The organism is Enterobacter sp. Lyrl_3 (assembly GCF_051948675.1).
Lineage (GTDB): Bacteria > Pseudomonadota > Gammaproteobacteria > Enterobacterales > Enterobacteriaceae > Enterobacter > Enterobacter cloacae.
In genome coordinates this window covers 25,862-46,620 of sequence record NZ_JAYJLI010000022.1, presented here as the reverse complement: position 1 = coordinate 46,620, position 20,759 = coordinate 25,862, and the positions used below count along the sequence as shown (strand labels likewise).

Annotated in this window: 18 protein-coding genes; 10 read left to right on the top strand and 8 right to left on the bottom strand. The window is 56.1% G+C overall.

Annotation, left to right across the window (positions count from 1 at the left end; genetic code table 11):
* Positions 1-14: 14 nt before the first annotated feature.
* A complete protein-coding gene (locus VF709_RS22800) occupies positions 15-1,040 on the bottom strand; it encodes a TerC/Alx family metal homeostasis membrane protein (protein WP_014833633.1) in 1,026 nt (341 codons plus the stop codon).
* Positions 1,041-1,145: 105 nt separating this feature from the next.
* Positions 1,146-2,345, bottom strand: a complete 1,200-nt coding sequence (locus tag VF709_RS22795; protein ID WP_038420964.1) for an NAD(P)/FAD-dependent oxidoreductase — start codon at positions 2,343-2,345, stop codon at positions 1,146-1,148.
* 228 nt (positions 2,346-2,573) lie between these two features.
* Between VF709_RS22795 and pitA the strand changes: the two genes are divergently transcribed.
* A complete protein-coding gene (gene pitA / locus VF709_RS22790) occupies positions 2,574-4,073 on the top strand; it encodes an inorganic phosphate transporter PitA (RefSeq protein WP_013099193.1) in 1,500 nt (499 codons plus the stop codon).
* A gap of 54 nt (positions 4,074-4,127) precedes the next feature.
* On the opposite strand, the gene uspB is transcribed toward pitA, so the two are convergent.
* Complete coding sequence (gene uspB / locus VF709_RS22785; RefSeq protein WP_003861224.1) at positions 4,128-4,463, bottom strand: universal stress protein UspB; 336 nt, start codon at positions 4,461-4,463, stop codon at positions 4,128-4,130.
* Positions 4,464-4,745: 282 nt separating this feature from the next.
* Here uspB and uspA point away from each other — a divergent pair, with 282 nt between their 5' ends.
* Positions 4,746-5,183 carry a universal stress protein UspA gene (uspA, locus tag VF709_RS22780; protein WP_003861223.1) on the top strand — a complete coding sequence of 146 codons (438 nt, stop codon included), beginning with the start codon at positions 4,746-4,748 and terminating at the stop codon, positions 5,181-5,183.
* 91 nt (positions 5,184-5,274) lie between these two features.
* Here the strand turns inward: uspA and rsmJ are convergent, their stop codons facing one another.
* Together rsmJ and prlC are read right to left on the bottom strand one after the other, a co-directional pair.
* Entirely contained in the window at positions 5,275-6,027 is a 753-nt protein-coding gene (gene rsmJ, locus VF709_RS22775; protein ID WP_032644932.1) for a 16S rRNA (guanine(1516)-N(2))-methyltransferase RsmJ, read from the bottom strand.
* A gap of 7 nt (positions 6,028-6,034) precedes the next feature.
* A complete protein-coding gene (prlC, locus tag VF709_RS22770) occupies positions 6,035-8,077 on the bottom strand; it encodes an oligopeptidase A (RefSeq protein WP_149897021.1) in 2,043 nt (680 codons plus the stop codon).
* A gap of 213 nt (positions 8,078-8,290) precedes the next feature.
* Between prlC and VF709_RS22765 the strand changes: the two genes are divergently transcribed.
* From VF709_RS22765 to VF709_RS22755, 3 genes are all read left to right on the top strand, one after another.
* Positions 8,291-9,133: a 23S rRNA (adenine(2030)-N(6))-methyltransferase RlmJ gene (locus tag VF709_RS22765; protein WP_149897020.1), complete on the top strand. Its 843-nt coding sequence runs from the start codon at positions 8,291-8,293 to the stop codon at positions 9,131-9,133.
* Between the two features lie 71 nt (positions 9,134-9,204).
* Complete coding sequence (gene gorA, locus VF709_RS22760) at positions 9,205-10,557, top strand: glutathione-disulfide reductase (protein WP_149897019.1); 1,353 nt, start codon at positions 9,205-9,207, stop codon at positions 10,555-10,557.
* A gap of 183 nt (positions 10,558-10,740) precedes the next feature.
* Complete coding sequence (locus tag VF709_RS22755) at positions 10,741-12,390, top strand: alpha,alpha-trehalase (RefSeq protein WP_013099199.1); 1,650 nt, start codon at positions 10,741-10,743, stop codon at positions 12,388-12,390.
* A 491-nt stretch (positions 12,391-12,881) separates the two neighbouring features.
* Here the strand turns inward: VF709_RS22755 and VF709_RS22750 are convergent, their stop codons facing one another.
* Positions 12,882-14,471: an STY4199 family HEPN domain-containing protein gene (locus tag VF709_RS22750; protein ID WP_440232351.1), complete on the bottom strand. Its 1,590-nt coding sequence runs from the start codon at positions 14,469-14,471 to the stop codon at positions 12,882-12,884.
* 148 nt (positions 14,472-14,619) lie between these two features.
* On the opposite strand from VF709_RS22750, the gene VF709_RS22745 reads away from it, so the two are divergent.
* Positions 14,620-15,159 carry a GNAT family N-acetyltransferase gene (locus VF709_RS22745; RefSeq protein ID WP_038420779.1) on the top strand — a complete coding sequence of 180 codons (540 nt, stop codon included), beginning with the start codon at positions 14,620-14,622 and terminating at the stop codon, positions 15,157-15,159.
* A gap of 71 nt (positions 15,160-15,230) precedes the next feature.
* Positions 15,231-15,557, top strand: a complete 327-nt coding sequence (locus VF709_RS22740) for a lysozyme (protein WP_013099202.1) — start codon at positions 15,231-15,233, stop codon at positions 15,555-15,557.
* On the opposite strand, the gene VF709_RS22735 is transcribed toward VF709_RS22740, so the two are convergent.
* Positions 15,536-16,138, bottom strand: coding sequence for a helix-turn-helix transcriptional regulator (locus tag VF709_RS22735; RefSeq protein ID WP_038420781.1), 603 nt, complete (start codon positions 16,136-16,138; stop codon positions 15,536-15,538). The two genes, VF709_RS22740 and VF709_RS22735, sit on opposite strands and share 22 nt — an antisense overlap.
* Positions 16,139-16,311: 173 nt before the next feature.
* Positions 16,312-17,070: an SDR family NAD(P)-dependent oxidoreductase gene (locus VF709_RS22730; RefSeq protein WP_020686105.1), complete on the bottom strand. Its 759-nt coding sequence runs from the start codon at positions 17,068-17,070 to the stop codon at positions 16,312-16,314.
* Between the two features lie 119 nt (positions 17,071-17,189).
* Between VF709_RS22730 and VF709_RS22725 the strand changes: the two genes are divergently transcribed.
* From VF709_RS22725 to VF709_RS22715, 3 genes are all read left to right on the top strand, one after another.
* Positions 17,190-18,089 (top strand): LysR family transcriptional regulator, encoded by a 900-nt coding sequence (locus VF709_RS22725; protein WP_020686106.1) that lies wholly within the window; start codon positions 17,190-17,192, stop codon positions 18,087-18,089.
* 50 nt (positions 18,090-18,139) lie between these two features.
* Positions 18,140-19,165 (top strand): inner membrane protein YhjD, encoded by a 1,026-nt coding sequence (gene yhjD / locus VF709_RS22720; RefSeq protein WP_013099206.1) that lies wholly within the window; start codon positions 18,140-18,142, stop codon positions 19,163-19,165.
* A gap of 263 nt (positions 19,166-19,428) precedes the next feature.
* Positions 19,429-20,751, top strand: coding sequence for an MFS transporter (locus tag VF709_RS22715; RefSeq protein WP_013099207.1), 1,323 nt, complete (start codon positions 19,429-19,431; stop codon positions 20,749-20,751).
* The last annotated feature ends 8 nt before the right edge of the window (positions 20,752-20,759 follow it).

The following is a 20,759-nucleotide window of genomic DNA, read 5'->3' as shown; positions in this document are numbered from 1 at the left end:
AGAAGAGCGTTGCATCAGGCCTCACGTTTCCCAGGGAACATCACGCTCGCAATAATCCCCAGCGCCAGCACGCCTAATACCACGAACAGACTGGTCGTCGCGCCAATGCTGTAGCCGTGATGCCAGAAGTGATCGGTTGCATTCAACCCGAGCTTGAACGCCACGAAGAACAGCAGCAGGACCACCGCTTTCTCCAGGTGAACCAGATACTGCTTCAGCGCTTCCAGTACGAAATAGAGCGTACGCAGGCCGAGGATGGCAAACATCATGGCGCTGTAGATAATCAGCGGCTCGCGGCTGACGGCGATAATGGCCGGTACGGAGTCAAACGCGAACATCACATCAGACAGCTCCACGACCGCCACGCAAAGTAATAATGGCGTCGCGTAACGTTTCGCTTTTTTGACGCGCCCAACCATTACGTCCTGGTTTTCTGGTTTTTCCAGCTCCGCATCCACCTCTTTCTGGGTCAGAATAAAGGCGTGGCTGCTGATTTTCGGCCAGACAGGATAGAAGCGTTTTACCAGGCGATAGGCCAGGTGTCCGGAGTAATCTTCAACCTCGTCGCTCTCTTCGTTACGCCTGAGCATCATTACCGCCGTCCAGCCAACGACCAGCGCGAAAATAACCTCCACGTACGGCCCCAGACTCAGCAGGCTGGTCCCAATGGCCACGAAGATACCGCGGAAGACAATCGCCCCCAACACACCCCAGTAGAGTACGCGGTGACGGTACTTATCCGGCACGCCGAACCAGGCAAAAATCGCCATCATCACAAACAGGTTATCGACCGAGAGCACCTCTTCCAGCGCGTAGCCGGTGAGGAACAGGCTCGCCATCTCGGCACCGTGGTGAACATACAGGAACCCGGCAAACGCCATCGCCATCGAGAACCAGAAAACGGACCACATCGCGGCACTTTTCAGCGAGACAGGCTTATCGTGACGGTGCATGAAGAGGTCGATAAACATCGCCCCGACAGCCATCACCACAAAGACAACAACGGTTTCCGTCGGGAAACCGAGATGAGCAGCAGACATACACAACCCTTTTGTAGAGGCAAAACACAAAAACCATGCAGACTGGCATATGCCAGCAGAGAAAAAGAGTGGTGCCCTGGGCACATCACTCTGAAAAGTAAAAGTTTAAACGTTCTTTTCGGCCAGCGCCTGCGCACACGCCCAGGCACTGGCCCACGCCCACTGGAAGTTATACCCGCCGAGCCAGCCGGTCACATCCATCACTTCACCGATGAAGTAGAGGCCCGGCACGTTGCGTGCCTCCATCGTGCGCGAGGAGAGCTCATTCGTGTCGACGCCGCCCAGCGTGACCTCCGCCGTGCGGTAGCCTTCGGTGCCGTTGGGCTGCACGCGCCAGTTTGTCAGGGTCTCTACCAGCGCCTCCTGCTCGCGGCTGTTAAGCTGCTTAAGGGAAACATCCGGGATCTGCCCTAACCCCTGCAAACACTCTACCAGACGCTTCGGCAACTGCATCGCGAGGGTATTTTTCAGGCTCTGATTCGGGTGCGCCGCACGCTGTTCATTGAGGAACGCATCCAGATCGCACTCCGGCAGCAGGTTAACCGTGACGAACTCGCCCGGCTGCCAGTAGCTGGAGATTTGCAGCACCGCCGGGCCGGAGAGGCCGCGGTGGGTAAAGAGCAGGTTTTCGCGGAACACCGTTCCGTCTTCGGCGGTAATAACGGAAGGAACAGAAACGCCAGACAACGTCTGAAGCTGTTCCAGAAGCGGTTTGTGCAGAGTAAAAGGAACCAGTCCCGCACGCGTTGGCAGCACCTTCAGGCCAAACTGCTCGGCAATTTTGTAGCCGAACGGCGAGGCGCCCAGCCCCGGCATCGACAGACCGCCGCTGGCAATGACCAGGTTATCGGCGCTGACGCTTTCGCCGTTGAGCTGCAGCGTATAGCCCTGCTCGTCGCGGGATACGTCCAGCACCTCCGTACGCAGGCGCATTACCACGCCGCCCTTCTCGCACTCGGCCACCAGCATATCGACAATCTGCTGCGCGGAGTCGTCGCAGAACAGCTGCCCCAACGTCTTCTCATGCCACGCGATACCGTGCTTACCCACAAGATCGATAAAATCCCACTGGGTATAACGCGCCAGCGCAGATTTACAAAAATGGCGGTTCTGGCTCAGATAGGCCGCAGGTTCGACATACAGGTTCGTAAAGTTGCAGCGCCCGCCGCCAGACATCAGGATCTTGCGCCCAGGCTTTTTACCGTTATCCAGCAGCAGCACGCGACGACCCGCCTGTCCGGCCATCGCCGCACAAAACATACCCGCCGCACCGGCGCCAATTACCACGGCATCAAACCTTTCCACGTCAAAACCCTCTTTGTTCACTGCCGCGGATTGTAAAGTTTCCTCTGTGGTCACACCAGCGTAAAAAGATATTACAAAGCCATTTCATTGAAATTTAAAGAATATCCTTTCAGGCACTTTTCCCAAATCAGGTGGTATGTCAAAAAAAGTCTATATTTCACTTTGCCCGCCGCGCATTTGTCCTGGATAATGCGCCGCGTTCATGTCCTCAAAATGGCGTAACGTCCTATGCTACATTTGTTTGCCGGCCTGGATTTACATACCGGGCTTTTATTATTGCTTGCTCTGGTTTTTGTACTGTTTTACGAAGCGATCAACGGCTTCCACGACACTGCAAACGCAGTAGCAACGGTTATCTACACTCGCGCAATGCGATCGCAACTGGCGGTCGTTATGGCGGCGGTATTTAACTTTTTTGGTGTCCTTCTGGGCGGACTGAGCGTTGCGTATGCCATTGTGCATATGCTGCCAACGGATCTGCTGCTTAACGTAAGTTCTGGCCATGGCCTCGCTATGGTGTTCTCAATGCTGCTTGCTGCAATTATCTGGAACCTCGGTACCTGGTATTTCGGCCTGCCTGCATCCAGTTCTCACACCCTCATCGGCGCCATTATCGGTATCGGGTTAACCAACGCCCTGATGACCGGTACCTCGGTTGTTGATGCGCTTAACCTGCCTAAAGTACTGGGTATTTTCGGTTCTCTTATCATCTCCCCTATCGTCGGTCTGGTAGTTGCGGGTGGATTGATTTTCATCCTGCGTCGCTACTGGAGCAACACGAAAAAACGTGCGCGTATCCACCTGACGCCAGCAGAGCGTGAGAAGAAAGACGGCAAGAAAAAGCCACCATTCTGGACGCGTATCGCCCTGATCATTTCCGCCATCGGCGTGGCCTTCTCTCACGGCGCGAACGACGGGCAGAAAGGCATCGGTCTGGTGATGCTGGTTCTGATTGGCGTTGCACCGGCGGGCTTCGTGGTTAACATGAATGCCTCCGGTTATGAAATCACCCGAACCCGTGATGCGGTCAATAACGTTGAAACCTATTTCCAGCAGCACCCTGAACTGCTGAAAAAAGCGACCGGCGTTGACCAGCTGATCCCGTCGCCTGAAGCGGGTGCGACCACCGCGCCGGGCGAGTTCCACTGCCACCCGGCAAACGCGATTAACGCGCTGGAACGTGCGAAAGGCATGCTGGGCGATATCGAAAGCTACGACAAACTGGCCGTTGAGCAACGTGGTCAGCTGCGTCGCATTATGCTCTGCATCTCTGACGTGACCGACAAAGTCGCGAAGCTGCCAGACGTGAATGCTGACGACAAGCGTCTGCTGAAGAAACTGAAAAGCGATATGCTCAACACCATTGAGTACGCGCCAATCTGGATCATCATGGCTGTCGCGCTGGCACTGGGTATCGGTACGATGATTGGCTGGCGTCGTGTGGCAACCACCATCGGCGAGAAGATCGGTAAGAAAGGCATGACCTATGCGCAGGGCATGTCCGCGCAGATGACGGCGGCGGTCTCTATCGGTCTGGCAAGCTACACCGGTATGCCGGTCTCCACCACCCACGTACTCTCTTCGTCCGTGGCAGGTACCATGATTGTTGATGGCGGCGGTCTGCAACGCAAAACCGTGACCAACATTCTGATGGCCTGGGTGTTTACGCTTCCGGCGTCTATCCTGCTCTCGGGTGGGTTGTACTGGATTGCGCTGAAGCTGATTTAATCGGCTGAAGGCGACAAAAAAGCGGGTCAGGAAACTGACCCGCTTTTTTTATGCTCAGTGCCAAATCATTAAGGCAATCATACTGACGACGACCAGGCCACACAGGGCGCTGGTCAAAATGAACTGGCGACGCAGGCGCTCGCAGCGGCGGATAAACTCTTCATCGTGATGATCCCGGTAGCGCTGGTAGTAGATATACCCGACCAGGCGCATCTGTTTGCTGGGCTGTCCATGCGAGGTGAAGAACCCTCCACCGTCCACATACTGATAAAGCAACGGATCGCAACCACGAAGTACCACTAACAGCGCACGTAACGATGAGAAGTAGCGCGCCATATTCACTATGCAAACTACGCATAACGCCCAAAACAATGCGACGGTGCTAATCATACATCCTCCCCGGCGTCCGCCCACGAAGCAAGGCTTCTGAGCTACCGCACCCCAATGCCCTGACAGACAGTTCAGTGAAAGAATGACCAAAAGTCGATCCGGTTCGCGTTTTAATATCCGAACGGTTCATTAAATAGTGTAGGAGATCCGTTAATTTTTTTGCCACAAGGTTAATCGTTATCAACACCAAAGCTTGAAAAATATGTTTAACTGGGCCGTAATGAAAGCATCAGACGACGGCTTTCTGTTTAGTCATCGATAACTTAAGGAAGGAGTAACACTATGGCTTACAAACACATTCTCATCGCGGTAGACCTCTCCCCGGAGAGCAAAGTGCTGGTTGATAAAGCAGTATCCATGGCACGCCCTTACAACGCGAAAGTTTCGCTGATTCACGTCGATGTGAATTACTCCGACCTTTACACCGGTCTGATCGACGTGAATCTCGGCGATATGCAAAAACGCATCTCCGAAGAGACACACCACGCCCTGAGCGAGCTGTCCACCAACGCAGGTTACCCGATCACTGAAACCTTAAGCGGTAGCGGCGATCTGGGCCAGGTGCTGGTCGATGCGATTAAGAAATATGATATGGACCTGGTGGTTTGCGGTCATCACCAGGACTTCTGGAGCAAGCTGATGTCCTCAGCGCGTCAGCTGATCAATACCGTTCACGTGGATATGCTGATTGTTCCGCTGCGTGACGAAGAAGACGAGTAAGTGCAAAAAAGCCCGGTGGCGCTAACGCTTACCGGGCCTACAAATGGCACTGAACGTAGGCCGGGTAAGGCGAAGCCGCCACCCGGCTTTTTTATTCCGGCGTACCCGAATAAATATCAAACCGGTGCCCTTTGGTGGTCACCGCGTTGGTCGTCGCAACGTCCGCCAGCGGCGGCGCGTAGTCCGGGCGTTTCACCACCACCCGCTTCGTTGCAAGCTGACGGGCAGGCTCAAGCAGGCCGTCCGCATCCAGATCCGGCCCCACCAGCGACTGAAACACCCGCATCTCTTTTTTCACCAGCGCGCTTTTCTGCTTATGCGGGAACATCGGATCGAGATAGACCACCTGCGGGCGCGGGGTGATATCGGTCAACGCCGTCAGGCTGGAGGCGTGGATCAGCTGTAAACGTTCCTGCAACCACGGGCCGATTTCCGGGTCCGCGTAACCACGAGTCAGGCCGTCATCCAGCAACGCGGCCACCACCGGGTTGCGCTCCAGCATCCGCACGCGGCAGCCGACAGACGCCAGCACAAACGCATCGCGCCCCAGCCCCGCCGTGGCATCCACCACATCCGGAAGATAGCTCCCTTTGATGCCGACGGCTTTTGCAACAGCCTCACCGCGGCCGCCGCCAAACTTGCGCCGGTGCGCCATCGCGCCCCCGACAAAATCGACAAAAATCCCGCCGAGTTTCGGTTCGTCGCGTTTACGTAATTCGAGATGCTCTGGCGTCATCACCAGCGCCATCAGGTTTTCTTCATCGTGCTCCAGCCCCCAGCGGGCGGCCAGAACAGATAAGGCGCCGTCTCCGGCGCCTGTTTCATCCACTAAGCAGATCTTCACGTAGCAATCAGCCTTTGATCCCGTAATGCACAAGCATCGCATCCAGCTGCGGCTCGCGGCCACGGAAGCGTTTGAACAGCTCCATCGGCTCTTCTGAGCCGCCGCGGGTCAGGATGTTATCGAGGAACGACTGACCGGTTTCACGGTTGAAAATCCCCTCTTCTTCAAAGCGAGAGAAAGCATCCGCCGCCAGGACATCGGCCCACAGGTAGCTGTAATAACCTGCCGCATAGCCGCCCGCGAAGATGTGGCTGAACGCGTGCGGGAAGCGGCCCCAGGTTGGCCCTGGAATAACCGCGACCTGCTTTTTAATCTCAGCCAGGGTTTCGAGGATTTTTGCCCCCTGCTCCGGGCTAAACTCGGCGTGCAGGCGGAAGTCGAACAGGCCGAACTCCAGCTGGCGCAGAATAAACATTGCCGCCTGGTAGTTCTTGGCTGCCAGCATTTTATCCAGCAGTTCTTTCGGCAGCGGTTCGCCGGTCTCGTAGTGGCCGGAGATAAACGCCAGCGCGTCCGGCTCCCAGCACCAGTTTTCCATAAACTGGCTCGGCAGCTCGACCGCATCCCACGGCACACCGCTGATACCGGCCACGCCTGCGGTTTCAATGCGGGTCAGCATATGGTGCAGACCGTGACCGAACTCATGGAACAGGGTGATCACTTCGTCGTGGGTGAACAGCGCCGGCTTGCCGTTGACCGGGCGGTTGAAGTTACAGGTCAGGTAAGCGACCGGCTTCTGCAGGGAACCGTCGGCTTTACGCATCTGGCCGACGCAGTCATCCATCCACGCCCCGCCGCGCTTGTTCTCACGCGCGTAGAGATCGAGGTAGAAGCTGCCGCGCAGTTCGTTTTTCTCGTCATACAATTCGAAGAAGCGCACGTCCGGATGCCAGACGTCGATATCAGTACGCTCTTTGGCGGTAATGCCGTAGATGCGTTTCACCACTTCGAACAGGCCGTTAACGGCTTTGTTTTCCGGGAAGTACGGGCGCAGCTGCTCGTCGCTGATGCTGTAGAGATGCTGCTTCTGTTTTTCGCTGTAATACGCGATGTCCCACGGCTGCAGCTCATCCACGCCGAACTCCGCTTTGGCGAAGGCGCGCAGCTGGGCCAGCTCTTTTTCACCCTGAGGACGGGCGCGTTTCGCCAGATCGGTCAGGAAATCGAGCACCTGCTGCGGGTTCTCGGCCATTTTGGTGGCGAGGGATTTGTCCGCGTAGCTGTCAAAGCCCAGCAGCTGTGCCAGCTCGTGACGCAGGGCGAGGATTTCCGCCATCACCGGGCTGTTATCCCACTTACCGGCATTCGGCCCCTGATCGGAGGCGCGGGTGCTGTAGGCGCGGTACATCTCTTCACGCAATGCCTGGTTGTCGCAGTAGGTCATCACCGGCAGATAGCTTGGGATATCCAGCGTTAACAGGAAACCTTCCTGCTCTTTCGCTTCGGCCTGGGCTTTTGCCGCCGCCAGTGCGCTTTCCGGCATACCCGCCAGCTCTGCTTCGTCGGTAATCAGCTTCGTCCAGCCCATGGTGGCGTCGAGCACGTTGTTGCTGTACTGGTTACCCAGCTCAGACAGGCGCGCCGCGATTTCGCCGTAGCGAACCTGCTTCTCTTTTGGCAGGCCAATCCCGGAAAGCTCGAAATCACGCAGGGCGTTATCGACGGATTTTTTCTGTGCGGTGTTCAGTTCGGCATAGTGGTCGCCGTCGCGCAGATCGCGATACGCCTTGTAGAGCCCTTCGTGCTGGCCGACCCAGGTGCTGTACTCGGAGAGCAGCGGCAGGGTTTGTTCGTAGGCTTCACGCAACTCCGGGCTGTTTTTTACCGAGTTGAGGTGGCTTACCGGGGAGAAGATACGCCCCAGCACGTCATCCACTTCGGCCAGCGGCTGACACAGATTTTCCCAGGTGTACGGCCCGCCCTGCGCGACCACGCTTTCTACCGCCGCGCGGCAGTTGTCCAGCGCTTGCGTAACGGCTGGAACCACATGCTCAGGGAGGATTTTAGAAAACGGTGGCAACGAAAAAGGCGTCAGTAATGGATTGGTCATAAACGCTGTCCTGTTGAATTTGATGAATGAAGCGCGCATCCGGCGCTGTGCATATGGTTCAGTAATGGGGTTAAGTGTAGAGGATTTCAATGCCGGGCGTTGCGCTTTCGCGGCCGTGGAAACTTTTCTGTATACTGTGGCGATACGCTCTATTTTTGCCCGATGGCGCTACGCTTATCGGGCCTACGTTGACTACCCGGAACACATTCATCCATGCTCAGTTATCGCCACAGCTTTCACGCAGGCAACCACGCCGACGTCCTCAAACACACCGTTCAGAGCCTGATCATCGAATCACTCAAAGAGAAAGAGAAGCCGTTTCTTTATCTGGACACCCACGCGGGCGCGGGCCGCTATCAGCTGAGCGGCGAACACGCCGAGCGTACCGGTGAATATCTGGAAGGGATCGCCCGTATCTGGCAGCAGGACGATCTGCCTGCCGAACTGGAACCGTACATTGGTGTGGTGAATCATTTCAACCGCAACGGCCAGTTGCGCTACTACCCGGGCTCGCCATTGATTGCCCGTCAGCTGCTGCGTGAGCAGGACAGCCTGCAGTTGACCGAGCTGCACCCAAGCGATTTCCCGTTGCTGCGTTCTGAGTTCCAGAAAGACAGCCGCGCCCGCGTGGACAAAGCCGATGGCTACCTGCAGCTGAAAGCCAAACTGCCGCCGGTCTCCCGTCGCGGCCTGGTGCTGATAGACCCGCCATACGAAATCAAAACCGACTATCAGGCGGTGGTCACCGGCATTAACGAAGGTTACAAACGTTTTGCGACCGGCACCTACGCCCTGTGGTACCCGGTGGTTCTGCGCGGGCAGATCAAGCGCATGATCAAAGACCTGGAAGCGACCGGCATCCGCAAAATCCTGCAGATTGAGCTGGCCGTCCGTCCGGACAGCGACCAGCGCGGCATGACCGCCTCCGGCATGATTGTCATTAACCCGCCATGGAAGCTCGAAGCGCAGATGAACAACGTTCTGCCATGGCTGCATAAAACGCTGGTACCTGCCGGGACAGGTCACGCCACCGTCAGCTGGATCGTGCCAGAGTAATCGCAGCCATCGGTGGAAACTATTGATTTCAGGTATACAATCGCGGCAATTCACGATTAAGGATAAAAGCTATGACTAAGCATTATGACTACATCGCAATCGGCGGCGGTAGCGGCGGCATCGCCTCCATCAACCGTGCGGCCATGTATGGCCAGAAGTGTGCGCTGATTGAAGCCAAAGCGCTGGGCGGCACCTGCGTCAACGTGGGTTGTGTACCGAAAAAGGTGATGTGGCATGCGGCGCAAATCCGTGAAGCCATCCATATGTATGGCCCGGACTACGGCTTTGACACCACCATCAACCACTTCGACTGGGAGAAGCTGATCGCCAGCCGTACCGCCTACATCGACCGCATTCACACCTCATACGATAACGTGCTGGGTAAGAACAACGTAGATGTGATCCACGGCTTCGCCCGGTTTGTGGACGCGAAAACGATCGAAGTGAACGGGGAGACGATCACTGCCGATCATATCCTGATCGCTACCGGCGGCCGTCCGAGCCACCCGAACATCCCGGGTGCCGAATACGGCATCGACTCCGACGGTTTCTTCGAGCTGCCAGCCCTGCCAAAGCGCGTTGCGGTGGTGGGCGCGGGTTATATCGCGGTCGAGCTGGCCGGTGTGATTAACGGTCTGGGCGCTGAAGCGCACCTGTTCGTGCGTAAACATGCGCCGCTGCGCAGCTTTGATCCGCTGATCGTCGACACCTTAGTAGAAGTGATGAACACCGAAGGTCCAACCCTGCATACCAACGCCGTGCCAAAAGCGGTGATTAAAAATGCAGACGGCAGCCTGACCCTGGAGCTGGAAGATGGTCGCAGCCAGACCGTCGACTGCCTGATCTGGGCAATTGGCCGTGAACCGGTGACTGACAATCTGAATCTGGCGGCAACGGGGGTGGGAACCAACGCAAAAGGCTATATCGTCGTCGATAAATTCCAGAACACCAGCGTACCGGGCATTTACGCGGTGGGCGATAACACCGGTGCCGTTGAACTGACCCCGGTGGCCGTTGCGGCGGGGCGTCGCCTTTCCGAGCGTCTGTTCAACAACAAGCCGGACGAGCACCTGGATTACAGCAACATCCCGACCGTGGTCTTCAGCCACCCGCCTATCGGCACCGTCGGTTTAACCGAGCCGCAGGCGCGCGAGCAGTATGGCGACGATCAGGTGAAAGTGTATAAATCTGCGTTTACCGCGATGTATACCGCCGTCACCTCACACCGTCAGCCGTGCCGCATGAAGCTGGTCTGCGTGGGTCCGGAAGAGAAGATTATCGGTATCCACGGCATTGGTTTTGGCATGGATGAGATCCTGCAGGGCTTTGCAGTGGCGCTGAAGATGGGCGCGACGAAGAAAGACTTCGACAACACCGTGGCGATCCACCCCACCGCGGCCGAAGAGTTTGTGACCATGCGCTAGTCCTGATGCCCCTCCACTGAGGGGCATTCTTTTTTACATTCACAAATCGTTGCAAAACGAATGCTCCGAAAAGAGTGATCTACCGCACATATTCCTCCCCATCTACCGAAGCGAATGTCTACGCTTATAAGACGCCCGGATAAACCTGTCTTCAAGAACACCTAACCGGAGGTCCTTATCATTATGTTCAACCAGAAACTACAGGCTAACGAGAACATCGCGTTCGAGATCGCAGAAGAGCTGCGCTACGAGACCGATCCCTGCGAGTTGAAACTGGATGAGATGATTGAGGCGGAGCCGGAGCCAGAAATGATCGAGGGGCTACCCGCCTCCGATGCCCTGACCCCCGCTGACCGTTACCTTGAGCTGTTCGAACATGTGCAGTCAACAAGGCTGTTTGCGGATAGCAAAACCTTTCCCGACTGCGCGCCGAAGATGGATCCGCTGGATATTTTGATCCGCTATCGTAAGGTGCGACGCCACCGGGATTTCGACCTGCGCCAGTTCGTGGAGAATCACTTCTGGCTGCCCGAGACCTATAGCACAGAGTATGTGTCCGACCCGGGGCTGTCGCTTAAAGAGCATATCGACAGCCTGTGGCCCGTGCTGACGCGCGAGCCGCAGGACCATATCCCCTGGTCTTCCCTGCTGGCCCTGCCGCAGGCCTATATCGTCCCCGGCGGACGATTCAGTGAGACCTACTACTGGGATTCCTACTTCTCGATGCTGGGGCTGGCCGAGAGCGGCCGTAACGATCTGCTGAAGTGTATGGCGGATAACTTCGCGTGGCTGATCGAGCGTTACGGTCATATCCCGAACGGCAACCGAACCTACTACCTCAGCCGCTCCCAGCCGCCGGTCTTTGCCCTGATGGTTGAGCTGTTTGAAGAGGACGGGGTGCGCGGTGCGAAGCGCTACCTTGAGCACCTCAAAATGGAGCACGCCTTCTGGATGGACGGCGCGGAGTCGCTACTGCTGAATCAGGCCTATCGCAGCGCGGTGCGTATGCCGGATGGCTCATTGCTGAACCGCTACTGGGATGACCGTGACACTCCGCGCGACGAATCGTGGATTGAGGACGTGGAGACGGCCCGCCATTCCGGTCGACCACCCAATGAGGTGTATCGCGATCTGCGTGCAGGGGCGGCCTCCGGCTGGGATTACTCCTCCCGCTGGCTGCGCGAACCGGGCCGACTGGCCAGCATTCGCACCACGCAGTTTATCCCTATCGACCTGAACGCCTTCCTGTTCAAGCTGGAAAGCGCTATCGCCAATATCTCGGCGTCGAAAGGAGATAAGGAGACGGCTGACCTGTTCCGCCAGAAAGCCAGCGATCGCCGGGCAGCGGTGAACCGCTACCTGTGGGATGAAGAAAATGGCTGCTACCGCGATTACGACTGGCGTCGGGAAAATATGGCGCTGTTCTCTGCGGCGAGCATTGTGCCGCTGTATGTCGGAATGGCGACCCATGAGCAGGCAGAACGCTTGTCTGATGCGGTTAAATCACGTCTGCTCACCCCGGGCGGTATCCTGGCGACTGAGTACGAAACCGGCGAGCAGTGGGATAAACCCAATGGCTGGGCACCGCTGCAGTGGATGGCCATTCAGGGCTTCAAGCAGTACGGCAACGACTCGCTGGGCGATGAGATCGCCTGGAGTTGGCTGCACACGGTGAATCATTTTTATAAGACTCACCATAAGCTGATTGAGAAGTATCACATCGCCAGCAGTACCCCACGCGAAGGGGGCGGCGGTGAGTATCCATTGCAGGATGGCTTTGGCTGGACGAATGGCGTGGTGCGGCGGTTGATTGGGTTGTATGGGGAGCCTTGAGTGGGGTGCGGTCTGGTGCCCTCACCCCGCCCTCTCCCACAGGGTTGAGGGATCCCCATAAAATAATGCCTGCACAGACGGCCCCCTCTCCCTTGGGGAGAGGGCAGGGGTGAGGGGGAACATACGGCTGTGGAGGTCATTCCGTTCACTTTATGTTCCTTGCTACTCTGTTACGGCATGACTTGTGAACGTGCCAGGGTGGCTCAGTCGCCACCACCCTGGCGACCCGGGCTCCCGGCGGTAAATCGCCGCTTCGCGGTGCCTTCGGCTTATTCCTTCCGGCTTATCGGGGACGGGCGGATGTAACGTCCCTGTAAAGCCGCCCTCTCGGCGCATCCATGCGCCTCGCCCCGGCCTGCAGGAAACGCCTCAGCGATTTACAGCCGGACCAGGGCGTCGCTGTAAGCCCTTCATTTTCCTGAAGCAACATTCATCGCTTTCGGTAAAAAATTACTGGGGATCCCTCAGCCCACAGGGAGAGGGAGAAATGGTTAGCGGATCACCTCATAAATGGCAGACTGAATAGCCTGCCATTTTTTTGTGCTGGCATTCGGCTGTGACTCGGCGCGGCGCGTTGCCATATCCAAATCGTGCTGCTGGCGTTTCACCACGGCCGGGACGGTACAAAACGCTTTCAGGTACTGTTTACGCAGGGATGTCAGCGATTCGCCATTCGCCATGGCATGGGTGAGCGTATTGATAAACCGGCGGCACGGCTTCTCTTCCACCATGTGCTGTCGGTAGCGCAACATCAGCTCCAGCACGTCGTCATGGTTGGATGACATCGCCTCTTCGGTCCATGACAGCTTCCAGTCCATTCCACCCTGCAAAAAGAGCTGCGCGATGCGGGTGTCGTTGCGGTTGATGGCCGAGCGGAAATTATTCTCGTCCCAGGTGATGCCCATGCGCGTCAGCGTCTCCCGCGAGGAGGGCGTTTCCCGCATCTCCTGCGGCGCAGGCGTTTCGGTGGCGGCCACTGCAGTCTCTGCTGGCGAGCTGCTGGTCACCAGCCAGAATCCTCCCACAACAATCGCAATGACCATCACGCCCACTGCGCCCCATAACACGCCGGAGATGAGCTGCTCGCGTTGTTCTGGCGTGCGCGGGGCGCGCTGGGTCGGTTTTTCGATGGTGTCACGTACTTCAAATAGATCCCCGCCGGTGACCCGATCCCTTTTCTGTGCTTTTTCCCAGAAAGCGTGCAGTTCGCTGGCATCCACCGCCATTATCCCGGCCGGGTTGACGCGGGTTCGCCCCTCTTCAAACGCACGCTGAACGGGCCGGGTGATTTGGGTGTAGTAGTTGTCGAGTAGCTGAATTTGCGCCGAGGTTAACGCTTTCTGAACGGTAAGGCTGTTGCGGATCTGGCGGATGTCATAAAGGAAGGTTTGCAGCGTTTTGCGCGGCTCCACCAGCAACGTCAGCATGGACGGATCGCTGAACAGCGACGCGTAGTAGCGGCTGTACTCTTTTTTATCCACCAGCATCTGGGCCAGCTCGCTGAACATCATGCCGCTTAGCACATCGTTGATGTCGCCAAGCTTCAGCCAGCGCCGCACGCGGTCAGCGTTAAACAGGGTCTTCAGGTGGTTGTTCAGACGGACCTGATCGGGCCACGCCTGCTGGATAAGCCCTTTAATCATCAGTTCAATTGCACGCACCTGCTTGTGCGCCTGCTGCTGTTCAAGATCGCTGCCCGGCGCCAGCTCGGTACTGTAAGTGAGAAGAGGCTGTTGCAGACGTAGATGTTCCAGCGCGGTGACAAACCGCATTGCCGCAATAAGCTGATTTTCACTGACATCCTGCCCGCTTTCATACTGCGGTACGCGCTGCTGCAACAGGCGCAGTTGCAGGGTAAATTCTGACATCTCGGCATCGTTCAGGTTGAGCTTCTTCGCCACGGCCCCCCATCCGCCCAGGCCTAAACGGGCGCTATCCAGCTGCTCCAGAAACCAGCGTGGATCTTTTCCCTCAGAAACATGTACATTCAGGAGAAGCAATATTTCCACAGAGGCCTGACGAATGACCGCCAGACAGTGTTCAAACTGTTCGCGGTTATGGTGTGATGTGCTGAGCGTCATTGTTTTCCTTAAAAGACCACGAAGACATCCAAAAGGGGCCCGGAACGGCCGTTTTTCTTTTTATTTATACGCGCTTAACCATACCTGACTTTCTGTTGAAATAAAGTGACAGTCCTAAAATCATTTATATTGTTTCAGGAGAATCTGAATGCCTCAGCTAACCACCTCGCGTCTTATCTGCTCGCCGTTACAGGAAGATGACTGGCCCTTTTTTCTGGCGCTACAGCAAGACCCGGATGTGATGCGCTTTGTCGCGCAGGATCGCACTGTGGCGGACATTCGTGAGGCCTTCGACTCCCGACTGACGCCATGGACGCCCGGCTGCATGCACTGGCTCTGCCTCGTGGTTCGCGATAACGCCAGCCAGACTCCGCTGGGGGTGACCGGCTACCAACACCACGAAGCGGATTGTGCCGAAGTCGGTTTCCTTTTCGCTCCCTCGGCTCAGGGAAAAGGCTACGGCTTTGAATCCCTGCAGGCACTCTGTGATTATGCCTTCCACCAGGGGGGGATCCGCCGCCTCACCGCCACCGTCACGGCAGGGAATATCGCCTCCCGGCGTCTGCTGGAAAAAGCCCGCTTCCGGCTGGAGGGTGAGCTGCGTGAGAGCTATTACCTTGGCGGCCGCTGGCATAATGACTGGCTATTCGGTTTATTACAGCGCGACTATCTGGAAAATATCAGCTGAGCAACGGCCATTTGGCGGATATGTCTCGTGCCGTATTTCCTCTACAGTAGCGTCTGAAAGAGGAAAATACCATGTTGAAGCTATCTTCTGCTGCCGTTGAATTAATTAAAAAACAGCAAGGGCTGTCTCTGGAAAAATACCGTGATGAGCACGGTACTGAGGTTATTGGGTATGGTCACGTTATTCAGCAATGGGAGAAGTTCCATGGTCTTATTACCGTTGCTGAAGCAGAGCGCTTGTTAGATAACGATATTCAGATTTATGAGACGTTAATTCAGGAAAATATCGCCCAGCCATTAACGCAACACCAGCACGATGCGCTGGTGTTGTTAATGTTCAGTTTTAGTGACACACCGTGTCCGATAAACGCCATCGCTCAGGCGGTGAGCCGGGTATAGCACATTGCCGCCTGCGTGCGATTTTTAACATCCAGCCGCCGGAAAAGTGACTCCAGATGGGCCTTTACCGTTGCCGCACTGATATTGAGCGTGCGGCCAATCTCTTTATTCGACTCCCCGGCGGCCAGTAACTTGAGCACTTCACGCTGGCGCTCGCTTAAGGATAACAACGCCTGGTGTGACGCCTGCTGCGCAAGCCATTCGCCGGGAAAACAGACCATCCCCCGGGAGACCGAATCCAGCACTGCGGCAAACCGCTCGGGACTGGCATTACGGGGAATAATCGCCTTCACGTTGCGCTGAAACATCTGTTCAGCCCATCGGGTCTCTTTTTTCGTCAGCACCATCACGACACGTATCGCAGGGAAACGCGTGATAATGTCTTTCAGAAAGCTGATGCCCTCATTCTGAATTAATGCGCCGTCAATCATGACGATAGCGGATGGCGACGCGGACAACTGCGCCCATAATTCATCTGCCTGACGGGTTCCTGTCATATTTATTTCAGGAATTAACGTCTGCAAACTGTTTATCGCTCCATGAATAAATATCGACTGCCTGTCAAACATGATTACTCGCATCGTTTTTCTCCCTCTGAGAATAGCGAGGGGGGATTGTATAGAGGCGTTATTTGAGAAAAAACTCAATGAACGGAGAGGTTACAAATTCATCGCCGTTCTTTATATCTGCCCGTATCTGGACACATCTCTTTTAAGGATTTCCTTAAGAGGTTCCGTCCCCTTAAGGAGGCGTATTACAGGAACATCCCACCAGACACTTCAATACGTTGCGCATTCATCCAGCCCAGTTTGTCGCTGAGCAGCGCGGCGATGGCATCACCAATATCATCCGGCAGGCCAACACGCCCCAGCGCGGTTTGCGACGCAAGCAACTGATTAAGCTGCGCGTCATCGCGTACGCGTCCGCCGCCAAAATCGGTCTCAATTGCCCCCGGCGCGATGATATTGACGGAGATCCCGCGTGCGCCCAGCTCTTTGGCCTGATAGCGGGTCAGTACTTCCATCGCCCCTTTCATGGCCGCATAGGTCGCGGAGCCTGGCTGTGTAAAACGCGCCAGCCCGCTGGAGACGTTGAGGATCCGTCCGCCATCTTTCAGCAACGGCAGCAGGCGCTGGGTCAGGAAAAACGGCCCTTTTAAATGTACATTCATTACCTCATCGAACTGCGCTTCTGTCGTCTCGGTATAGGGGGCGTATAAACCCGTTCCGGCATTGTTCAATAAATAATCAAAGGTATCACGCTGCCAGACGGTTCGGAGAGTTTCCTGCAACTGTTGAGCAAAATGTTCGAAATGGGTGATATCTCCGACGTTAAGCTGTAATGCCGCCGCGTTTACCCCTTTTCCCTGAATTTCTTGCACAACATCCAGCGCATCCTGCTGATTGTGATGATAAGTCAGGACAATACCTGTTCCCTCTGCTGCCAGCTTCAGGGCCGCGTTTTTACCCAAACCACGGCTACCACCGGTCACTAAAGCGATACGTTCAGTCATAAGAAACCTCATTTCGGTTGTCAGGGAGATTGAGAAAGAGCTTATTAGCTGATAGAAGATCAATAAAGATGTGACAGAACGCTTCACTGTTTCATTTACAACAACAATGAGCGCTACCGATGGATAAAATTAACGCAATGCAGTTGTTTGTTCGGGTCGCGGAGCTGGAGAGTTTTTCCCGCGCAGCGGAGACGTTGACCCTGCCAAGAGGCAGCGTGTCGCGGCAGATTCAGGCGCTGGAAAATCGCCTGGGCACCCAACTGCTGCACCGCACCACGCGCCGCGTCAGCCTCACGCAGGACGGCATGGTCTATTACGAACGGGCAAAAGATCTGCTGGCGAACCTTGATGAACTGGACGGTATGTTTCAGCACGATCCCTCCAGTATCAGCGGGCGGCTACGCGTCGATATGCCGGTGGGAGTTGCACGAAATTTAGTCATCCCCAAACTGCCTGCGTTTTTGCAGCAGTATCCGGGAATTGAACTGGAGCTCAGCAGCAGCGATCGTCTGGTGGATGTGATCCGCGAGGGGTTCGACTGCGTGGTGCGCGTCGGCACCCTGAAAGATTCCGGGCTTATCGCCCGCCCGCTGGGCAAGCTTACGGTTATCAACTGCGCCAGCCCGGATTATCTGACGCGGTTTGGTTATCCGGAAACGCTGGACGATTTGGCCTCACATGCGGTAATCCACTACGCCGCGATGCTGGGCACGCGCCCGCAGGGCTTTGAGTTTTATAACGGCAGTGCGACCCAGTGGGTTAAAACGGGCGGCGTCTTAACGGTCAACAGTACCGAGACGTACCATGCCGCCTGCATCGCCGGGCTGGGTATTATCCAGGTTCCCCGCGTGGGCGTTCGTGATTCTCTGCGCACGAAAAAGCTGATTGAAGTTCTGCCGCAATACCGGGCTGAACCCATGCCGGTTTCCCTGATTTATCCCCACCGCCGTAACCTCTCCCGCCGGGTACACCTGTTTATGGAGTGGCTTACGGAAATCACAAAAGCTTACGTGGATTAGTCGCAAGCTATAATTCAATGACATCCAGCTCAACGAAAAGGAAAAAACACGTGACGCCGGAAAATAACCCGCAACGACCGACTCAACAATTAGATTACGATCCCATCAAGAAGATGGAGACTGGGCCCGAAGAGCCCAGCACACCCGGCAAAGCCAGCAAAGCGCTGGGGACGGTCACTACGCTGGCAGAGAGAGTTCAGCAGATCCCCATGATTGCGCACCTGATACGCGCCGCGGAACGTTTCAACGACCGGATGGGGAATCAGTTTGGTGCAGCGATTACCTATTTTTCCTTTTTGTCGATGATCCCGATCCTGATGGTCTCGTTCGCGGCAGCCGGTTTTGTGCTCGCGTCTCATCCGACGCTGCTGCAGGATATTTTCAATAAGATCCTGAATAACGTCAGTGACCCGACCCTCGCCACCACGCTAAAAAGCACCATCAATACTGCCGTGCAGCAGCGCACCACGGTGGGTATTGTCGGTTTGCTGATTGCACTCTATTCCGGTGTGAACTGGATGGGTAACCTGCGTGAGGCCATTCGCGCCCAGTCGCGCGAAGTATGGGAGCGTAAGCCTCAGGATCAGGAGAAAATTTGGGTTAAGTATTTCCGCGATTTTGTTTCGCTGATTGGTCTGCTGGTGGCGCTGGTCGTCACGCTCTCCATCACCTCGGTCGCCGGTTCCGCGCAGCAGATGATTATCTCCGCGCTCTATCTTGATTACATCGACTGGCTCAAGCCTGCGTGGCGCGGCATCGGGCTGGCGATTTCCATTTTCGCCAACTACCTGCTGTTCTTCTGGATCTTCTGGCGCTTGCCGCGTCATCGTCCGCGCAAAAAAGCGCTGATCCGCGGAACACTGCTCGCGGCAATAGGCTTTGAGGTGATTAAAATCGTGATGACTTATACCCTGCCGTCACTGGTGAAATCCCCTTCTGGCGCCGCGTTTGGCTCCGTTCTGGGGCTGATGGCGTTCTTCTACTTCTTCGCCCGCCTGACGCTGTTCTGCGCGGCGTGGATTGCTACCGCCGAATACAAAGGCGACACGCGCATGCCGGGGAAAACCCACCGCTAATTCCCCCTTTCGGGCTGAAAGTTTCAGCCCGATTCATCATTTCAGCATATATATCCAGTCCGTAACTTTTATTTAACTGAAAACCAGTTTTATCCACTGATATTTAAAATCTGTGAAGCATTTCATGGAAGTGTTTTGGCTGGCCTGAACATTATCCGCTTTTTGTTGCTTTTATCACCGGTTCGCGGCTTTGTTACAGATTGAAATGTCGCTTTTGCTGTGCGTAATATGGCCTTTCGTCCGACATAAAATAAGAAAATATTATGCAAGCAACCGCCACAACACTCGATTCCGGGAGCGAAAACGTTCCGGTCAACTCACGCAATAAAGTTGTCGTCGCCTCGCTGATTGGCACCGCCATCGAGTTCTTCGACTTTTACATTTACGCCACCGCGGCGGTCATCGTCTTCCCGCATATTTTCTTCCCGCAGGGCGACCCGACGGCGGCCACGCTACAGTCTCTGGCAACCTTTGCTATCGCCTTCGTCGCGCGTCCGATTGGCTCTGCGCTGTTTGGTCATTTTGGCGATCGCATCGGGCGTAAAGTGACGCTTGTGGCCTCGTTGCTGACGATGGGTATTTCTACCGTCGCCATCGGCCTGCTGCCCACCTACGAGACCATTGGCATTCTGGCACCGGTGCTGCTGGCGCTGGCGCGTTTTGGTCAGGGTCTGGGTCTGGGCGGTGAATGGGGCGGCGCGGCACTGCTGGCGACCGAGAACGCCCCGGCGCGTAAACGGGCGCTGTATGGCTCCTTCCCGCAGCTTGGCGCACCGATTGGCTTCTTCTTTGCGAACGGCACCTTCCTGCTGCTCTCCTGGTTGCTGACCGATGAACAGTTTATGAGCTGGGGCTGGCGTATTCCGTTCGTCTTCTCGGCCGTACTGGTGCTGATTGGTCTGTATGTTCGCGTTTCTCTGCACGAAACGCCGGTGTTCGCGAAAGTGGCGGCGGCAAAAAAACAGGTAAAAGTGCCGCTGGGCACGCTGCTGACTAAACATGTCCGCGTGACCGTGCTGGGCACCTTTATCATGCTGGCTACCTATACGCTGTTCTATATCATGACCGTCTACTCCATGACGTTCAGCACCGCTGCCGCGCCGGTTGGGCTGGGTCTGCCGCGTAACGAAGTGCTGTGGATGCTGATGATGGCGGTGATTGGGTTTGGCGTCATGGTGCCGATTGCCGGCCTGCTGGCGGATAAATTTGGCCGTCGCTCCAGCATGATCACCATCACGACGCTTATCATTCTGTTCGCCCTGTTTGTCTTCCCGCCGCTGTTAGGCTCGGGCAGCCCGGCGCTGGTGATGGCGTATCTGTTGATTGGTCTGAGCCTGATGGGATTAACCTTCGGCCCGATGGGCGCGCTGCTGCCGGAGCTGTTCCCGACGGAAGTGCGTTATACCGGCGCGTCGTTCTCCTATAACGTCTCGTCGATTCTGGGAGCGTCCGTTGCACCGTACATCGCCACCTGGCTGCAGGCAAATTATGGCCTGTTCTACGTGGGCGTGTATCTGGCGGCCATGGCGGCACTGACGCTGATTGCGCTGCTGCTGACGCACGAGACTAAGCATCAGGCGCTTTAAGCTAATGC